This is a genomic window from Mycobacterium sp. (genome assembly GCF_044342925.1).
GTDB lineage: Bacteria > Actinomycetota > Actinomycetes > Mycobacteriales > Mycobacteriaceae > Mycobacterium.
This window is the reverse complement of the sequence record NZ_JBIIOV010000011.1, coordinates 25,934-32,936: the sequence shown is the minus strand read 5'-3', so window position 1 is coordinate 32,936 and position 7,003 is coordinate 25,934. Positions and strand designations below refer to the sequence as shown.

Genomic DNA, 7,003 nt, shown 5'->3' with positions numbered 1-7,003 from the left:
TGTCCCTACGGGGTGTCGGTTCCGGCGGCGCGCCGTTACCTTCCCGGCAGCCTGATCATGGAAACCACCTGGCAGACCCCGACCGGCTGGGTGATCGTGCGCGACGCCCTGGTGATGGGCCCCTGGCACGACCTGGACGCCCGATCGCGCACGCACCGTCGCACCCCGATGGACTGGGACGCCGAGCACATCCTGCTGCGGACGGTGCGCTGCGTGAGCGGCACGGTGGAATTGGTGATGCACTGTGAACCGTCCTTCGACTACGGCCGGATCACCGCCGCCTGGGCGTACTCCTCGAACTCCTACGGGGAGGCGATCGCGCGGGGCCGCTCCGATTCCGGAGCCCACCCCGAACTGCGGTTGACGACCAACCTGCGGATCGGCCTGGAAGGCCGCGCGGCTCGGGCCCGCACCCGCCTGAAGGAGGGCGACAACGTCTTCGTCGCGCTGTCGTGGTCCACGCATCCGTCCCCGCAGACCTACGAGGAAGCCGCCCACAAGATGTGGCAGACCGCCGAGGCGTGGCGGCAGTGGATCAATGTGGGGCACTTCCCCGACCACCCGTGGCGGGCCTATCTGCAGCGCAGCGCGCTGACCTTGAAAGGCCTGACCTACTCGCCCACCGGCGCGCTGCTGGCGGCCAGCACCACCTCCCTGCCGGAAACACCTCAGGGCGAACGCAACTGGGACTACCGCTACGCCTGGGTCCGCGATTCGACTTTCGCGCTGTGGGGCCTCTACACGCTGGGCCTGGACCGCGAGGCCGACGACTTCTTCTCCTTCATCGCCGACGTGTCGGGCGCCAATAACGGCGAGCGCCAGCCGTTGCAGGTGATGTACGCCGTCGGCGGCGAACGCGAACTGGTCGAGGAGGAACTCGACCACCTCTCCGGCTACGACGGGGCGCGGCCGGTGCGGATCGGCAACGGCGCCTACAACCAACGGCAGCACGACATCTGGGGCACCATGCTCGATTCGGTGTACCTGCACTGCAAGTCGCGGGAGAACATCTCCGACGCGCTGTGGCCGGTGCTCAAGGAACAGGTCGAGGAGGCCATCAAGCACTGGCGCGAGCCCGACCGCGGCATTTGGGAGGTGCGTGGTGAGCCGCAGCACTTCACCTCCTCGAAGGTGATGTGCTGGGTGGCGCTGGACCGCGGCGCGAAACTGGCTGACCTCCAGGGCGCCCGGAGCTACGCCCAGCAGTGGCGGGTGATCGCCGACGAGATCAAGGCCGACATCCTGGCCAACGGGGTGGACTCGCGCGGCGCGCTCACCCAGCGCTACGGCAACGACGCGCTGGACGCCTCGCTGCTGCTGGTGCCGCTGGTGCGGTTCCTGCCGTCGGACGACCCGCGGGTACGGGCCACCGTGCTGGCGATCGCCGACGAACTCACCGAGGACGGCCTGGTGCTGCGTTACCGCACCGAGGAGACCGACGATGGATTGTCCGGCGAGGAAGGCAGTTTCACCATCTGCTCGTTCTGGTTGGTGTCGGCGCTGGTGGAGATCGGAGAGGTCAGCCGGGCCCGGCACCTGTGCGAACGGTTGCTGTCCTTCGCCAGCCCGCTGCTGCTCTACGCCGAGGAGATCGAGCCGGCCACCGGCCGCCACCTCGGCAACTTCCCGCAGGCGTTCACCCACCTCGCGCTGATCAACGCGGTGGTGCACGTCATCCGGGCCGAGGAGCAGTCCGACGGCACCGGAGTGTTCCAGCCGGCGAACGCCCCCACCTGATCCAGGGCGCAGTCAGTTCCCGGCGGCGAGGTCGTCGCGCATCGTCCGGACCAGTTCGACAGCGCGTCCGGTGGCCACCCGCAGTTCCGGCAGTGCGGCGGTGACGGCGACGTCGGCCTCGACGATGCAGTCCGCCACGATGCCCAGGGCGTGTTCGGTCGGCAGGGGCGGTTGCCCGCCGGAATCCGCGGTGAGGATGGTCGCCGACAGGATTCCGTCGTCCTCGCGCACATCGGTGACTTCCCAGTCGACCGAACTTCCCGGCGCCACATGCACGCTCACCGTGGTGCCCTCGCACGCGCGCCATTGCGCGGCGAACGCCTCGAACAGCCGAGCCGCCTCGGCCTCGGAGGAAAGACGCACCACCCCGGTATGCGCACCGGAGACGGTCAGTCCCGCGCCGTAGCGCGCGAAGTCCTGCAGGGCCACCCCGGTGACGGCAGCGCCGGCGTTGCCGTTCTCGTGGGCGTTTGTGTAGCCGCTTTCGTAGACCACCCGCATCAGCGGGGTCGCGGCGCCCAGACAGTCGAGCGGGGACACGTCGTCGCTGTCCCGGATTCCATTGGGCAGCAACTCGATTCCGCCGACACGGCCCGGCCCCGCCGGGTCGAGCGGGTTGCCGACCGCCTGGGCGACCTGCGCTGCGGTGGGCAGCCCCATGCTGATGTCGAGGGTGGGGCGGGGCACGGGTTCCGCGGGCCCCGGGCCGCCGTCGACGGCAGTTCCACAGCCGGCCGCGCCCGCCACCAATAGGGCCGCGCCGACCGCGCGCGGACCCCTACTTGCGATTCTTCTCACCGGATTTGTCACCGGCCGCGTCGGTCGACAGCGCCGCAACGAAGGCCTCCTGCGGCACGTCGACCCGACCGATGGTCTTCATCCGCTTCTTGCCTTCCTTCTGCTTCTCCAGCAGTTTGCGCTTGCGGGTGATGTCACCGCCGTAGCACTTGGCCAGCACGTCCTTGCGGATTGCCCGGATGTTCTCGCGGGCAATGATTTTCGAGCCGATCGCAGCCTGAACCGGAACCTCGAACTGCTGGCGCGGGATCAGTTCCTTGAGCTTGGTGGTCATCTTGTTCCCGTAGGCCTGCGCGGAGTCCTTGTGCACGATCGCGCTGAACGCATCCACCGCCTCGCCCTGCAGCAGGATGTCGACCTTGACCAGATCGGCTTCCTGCTCGCCGGCCTCCTCGTAGTCCAGGCTCGCGTAGCCGCGGGTGCGGGACTTCAGCGAGTCGAAGAAGTCGAAGATGATCTCGCCCAACGGCATGGTGTAGCGCAGTTCGACGCGTTCCGGGGACAGGTAGTCCATGCCGCCGAGTTCGCCGCGCCGGGACTGGCAGAGTTCCATGATGGTGCCGATGAATTCGCTCGGCGAGATCACCGTGCACTTCACCACCGGTTCGTAGATCTCGCGCATCTTGCCCGGCGGCCAGTCCGACGGGTTGGTGACGATCTTCCCTGGATTACCCGGCGCCGTGTCTTCTGTTATCACCCGGTAGACCACGTTGGGCGAGGTGGAGATCAGGTCGAGGTCGAATTCCCGCTCCAGACGTTCCCGGGTGATCTCCATGTGCAGCAACCCCAAAAAGCCACACCGGAATCCGAACCCGAGCGCCACCGACGTCTCCGGCTCATAGGTGAGCGCGGCGTCGTTGAGCTGCAATTTGTCCAGCGCCTCACGCAGATTCGGGTAGTCCGAGCCGTCCACCGGGTACAGGCCCGAGTACACCATGGGCCTGGGCTCGCGATAGCCGGTGAGCGCCTCGGTGGCGCCGCCCCGCGCACTGGTGACGGTGTCACCGACCTTGGACTGGCGGACGTCTTTCACCCCGGTGATCAGATAACCGACCTCGCCGACCCCCAGACCCACCGACGGTTTCGGATCCGGCGAGACGATGCCCACTTCGAGCAGTTCATGGGTGGCGCCGGTGGACATCATCTTGATCCGCTCGCGCGGGGTGATCTTGCCGTCGACCACCCGCACGTAGGTCACCACGCCGCGGTAGATGTCGTAGACCGAGTCGAAGATCATCGCCCGGGCCGGGGCGTCGGCGTCGCCGGTGGGCGCAGGCACGTGGCGCACCACCTCGTCGAGCAGGGCGGCCACCCCCTCCCCGGTCTTGCCGGACACCCGCAGCACGTCGCCGGGATCGCAGCCGATGATGTGTGCCAGTTCGCCGGCGTAGCGCTCCGGATCGGCGGCCGGCAGGTCGATCTTGTTGAGCACCGGGATGACCGTCAGGTCGCGGTCCAGTGCCAGATAGAGGTTGGCCAGCGTCTGGGCCTCGATGCCCTGGGCGGCGTCGACCAGAAGCACCGCGCCTTCGCAGGCCTCCAGCGCCCGGGACACCTCGTAGGTGAAGTCGACGTGGCCGGGGGTGTCGATGAGGTGCAGGACATAGTCCCCGGCGACCAGGCCGCCGGGGCCGCCGTCGTCGCCTTCTTTGACCGTCCACGGCAGCCGCACGTTCTGCGCCTTGATGGTGATGCCGCGCTCGCGCTCGATGTCCATCCGGTCCAGGTACTGCGCGCGCATATCGCGGTCGGCGACCACACCGGTCAGCTGCAGCATCCGGTCGGCCAGCGTGGACTTGCCGTGGTCGATGTGAGCGATGATGCAGAAGTTACGGATCTGCGCCGGCGCAGTGAACGTCCGATCGGCGAAACTGCTGATGGCGAATCTCTCCTGGTGAGCGGGTGGGTTCCGGCAGAGACTAAGCGTATCGAGCCAAACGCGGCAGGACACAATCGCGGCGCGCGCCGAGTGTCGATCCTGGCCTATGCTTTCCAGAATGGCGTCGCAGTGGAGGACGTTCCAGCGGTTCGCGGAGCATCTGATGTTCAAGGAAGCTCCCAAACTCATCCGTCAGTTGCAGCACCCCAGTGAGGTGCCCCAGGCGGTGCAGCGCACCCTTCAGCAGGGCATTCAGCAGGGCATTCGGCTGGGCATCGAGGTGCTGGTGGCCACGGCCCTGGCGCCGGACCCGCCGGTGGCCATCACTGCCGGCCGGCCGGTGACCCGCGACAGTGTCCCGACCGCGCATCGCGCCCGGCGGTTGATTTACGCCCCCGATCTCGACGGGCGCGCCGATCCCGGCGAAGTGGTGTGGACCTGGGTGGTCTACGAGGACGACCCGACGAAGGGCAAGGACCGGCCGGTGCTGGTGGTCGGCCGCGACCGGCACACCCTGCTCGGACTGATGCTGTCCAGCCAGACCCACCACGCCCACGACCCGGCGTGGGTGGCGATCGGCACGGGCCACTGGGACTACGAGGGCCGGCAGAGCTGGGTGCGGCTGGACCGGGTCCTCGACGTGCCCGAGGAGAGCATCCGCCGGGAGGGCGCCATTCTCGAGCGCCACAAATTCGAGATCGTCGCCACCCGGTTGCGCGCCGACTACTCCTGGAGCTGACCGGTCCTCATCCGCCTTGGGTGATGTAGGCGTGCAACTGCTGGCGCTCGGCCTGGAGTTCGTCCATCCGGATCTTGACTACGTCGCCGATGCTGACGATGCCGACCAGGCGGCCGTCGTCGAGGACGGGGACATGGCGCACCCGGTTGTTGGTCATCAGCGCCGCCAGGTCGTCGACGGGATCGTCGGGGCGGCAGGTCACCGCGACGGCGCTCATGATCTCCCCGACCGGGCGGCGCAGCAGCTCAGGGCCCTGCTCATGCAGGTAGCGCACGACGTCGCGTTCGGAGACGATGCCGACCACGCCACTGCCGCCGTCGCTGCTCCCGATGACGACCATCGCGCCGACGTTGTGCACCGAAAGCTCGGCGAGCAGACCGGTGAGCGTGGTGCTCTCGGTGACCGTCGCCACCGCCGCGCCTTTACTGCGCAGAATGTCCGCGATCCGCATCCGTCCACCCCCAGTGCTTGATGGATGTCACATCAGGTTACGACGGTCTCCCGCGGCGCGAAAGGGGTCGCGACAAGAAGGCGGCCGCCCCCGAGGGGGCGGCCGCCGTCACGGGTGAGCTGCGTTACTTGATGACCTTGCCGTCTTCGTCGAGGTGCTCGATCTCGGCTTCCTGCTTGCGCACGGTCTCCTTGATGGTCTCGGTGCGCTCGGTCTCCTCGGTCTTGAGGCGGATCTCCTCGGCGACGCGGGCGGTCTTGCTGACCACGGCCTCCTCGCGGGTCTCGATGACCTCGATGGTGGAGTCGCTCCAGTCCCAGTCGTCGGCGACCGTCTCGTCCACGGCCTTGCGCAGCACCTCGGCGTGCACCTCGGTGAGGTTGACCTTCTCCTGCACCTCACGCTCGGTCACGTAGCGACGAACCCGGGTCTTGCCGGAAGCGACGGTTCGCTTGCCAACCTCAAGCTGCTCCTCGGCCAGACGCAGCACCGATTCCTTGACGTCACCGAGCGCCTTGTGCTCGGCCACGATCCCCGCGCCACGAGCCTCCAGGTCGACCGGGTTGTGCTTGGCCAGGATCGCCTCGGCCTTGGCGGCATCGCCGTCGTCCTTGATGCGGACGGTCAGGATGGCGCCACCCTTCGCCAGAGCCTTGTCGAACGCGGCGCCCTCGTAGAGCTTGACTTCCTGGCCGAACAGCCGCTTCCACAGGCCCGGACCGGCGTTGGCCTTACCCGCGTTCTTGGCGACAGCCGCGGAGTCGAGCGTGTTCACGTCCGGGTCGGCGAAACCGGCGGCCTCCAGGGCCTTCTCGGCGCGACGGCTGGCGTCAACCGTGTCGAACAGCACGACCATCTCATTTGCACTCACTATTGATTCCTTTTCCTCGGTTGGGTTGGTTGTTTAGCGGGCCGTCCGGTGGTGGACGGTCGTTCAGCGCGCGCGGACCGGGGGGAACCGGCGTCTGAATTCTGTGGTGCCACCCGGTCGACGGTGGCCTGCTGGACCCGCAGCGTGAACTCCTCGGTGTGGCGTTCGACCGACCGCACCTTGCGGATGTGCAGTTCCTCGCGCAATACGAGGCGACGTTCGACGACGAGGACTTCCTCGACAACGGGGATGATGATTTCGGTTCGGGTCTCGCGCACCGCCGGGGTCTTCTTGACCTCTTTGCCGATCGGCACGCGGCGGACCTCGTAGATGTCGCTGCTCAGCGGGACGTCGACCTTCTGGACCTTCTCGGTGGTGGTGCGGCGCACCCTGACCCGGCCGGTCTCCACGACGCGCTTGCCGACGCTCAGCCGCTCCTCGGCAAGCCGGAGAACGGCCTCGTCGAGGTGTTCGCCAGTGATCTCCTCCGATAACAATCCGCTGGTACGGCGACGATTCGTGGTGTCG

Annotated in this window: 7 protein-coding genes; 2 read left to right on the top strand and 5 right to left on the bottom strand. The window is 67.7% G+C overall.

Annotation, left to right across the window (positions count from 1 at the left end; genetic code table 11):
• Window positions 1-1,737: glycoside hydrolase family 15 protein (locus ADBZ6I_RS02565; RefSeq protein ID WP_526380545.1), on the top strand; the 1,737-nt coding region annotated here is incomplete at its 5' end.
• A 12-nt stretch (window positions 1,738-1,749) separates the two neighbouring features.
• On the opposite strand, the gene ADBZ6I_RS02560 is transcribed toward ADBZ6I_RS02565, so the two are convergent.
• On the bottom strand, window positions 1,750-2,424 hold the full coding sequence (locus ADBZ6I_RS02560) for a sensor domain-containing protein (RefSeq protein ID WP_526380543.1): 675 nt from the start codon (window positions 2,422-2,424) through the stop codon (window positions 1,750-1,752).
• Window positions 2,425-2,515: 91 nt separating this feature from the next.
• On the bottom strand, window positions 2,516-4,522 hold the full coding sequence (gene lepA, locus ADBZ6I_RS02555; protein WP_526380553.1) for a translation elongation factor 4: 2,007 nt from the start codon (window positions 4,520-4,522) through the stop codon (window positions 2,516-2,518).
• A gap of 10 nt (window positions 4,523-4,532) precedes the next feature.
• On the opposite strand from lepA, the gene ADBZ6I_RS02550 reads away from it, so the two are divergent.
• Window positions 4,533-5,153 carry a type II toxin-antitoxin system PemK/MazF family toxin gene (locus tag ADBZ6I_RS02550; RefSeq protein WP_526380541.1) on the top strand — a complete coding sequence of 207 codons (621 nt, stop codon included), beginning with the start codon at window positions 4,533-4,535 and terminating at the stop codon, window positions 5,151-5,153.
• Window positions 5,154-5,160: 7 nt separating this feature from the next.
• Here ADBZ6I_RS02550 and ADBZ6I_RS02545 read toward each other — a convergent pair whose 3' ends face one another.
• The 3 genes from ADBZ6I_RS02545 to ADBZ6I_RS02535 all read right to left on the bottom strand — a co-directional run bounded on the left by ADBZ6I_RS02545 (window position 5,161) and on the right by ADBZ6I_RS02535 (window position 6,972).
• Window positions 5,161-5,604: a CBS domain-containing protein gene (locus ADBZ6I_RS02545; RefSeq protein WP_526380539.1), complete on the bottom strand. Its 444-nt coding sequence runs from the start codon at window positions 5,602-5,604 to the stop codon at window positions 5,161-5,163.
• A gap of 124 nt (window positions 5,605-5,728) precedes the next feature.
• Entirely contained in the window at window positions 5,729-6,475 is a 747-nt protein-coding gene (locus ADBZ6I_RS02540) for a YsnF/AvaK domain-containing protein (protein ID WP_526380537.1), read from the bottom strand.
• The gene (locus tag ADBZ6I_RS02535) at window positions 6,475-6,972 is read right to left on the bottom strand and encodes a DUF2382 domain-containing protein (protein WP_526380535.1); all 498 of its coding nucleotides are present in this window, start codon (window positions 6,970-6,972) and stop codon (window positions 6,475-6,477) included. Before ADBZ6I_RS02535 ends, ADBZ6I_RS02540 begins: the two co-directional genes overlap by 1 nt.
• Between the last annotated feature and the right edge of the window lie 31 nt (window positions 6,973-7,003).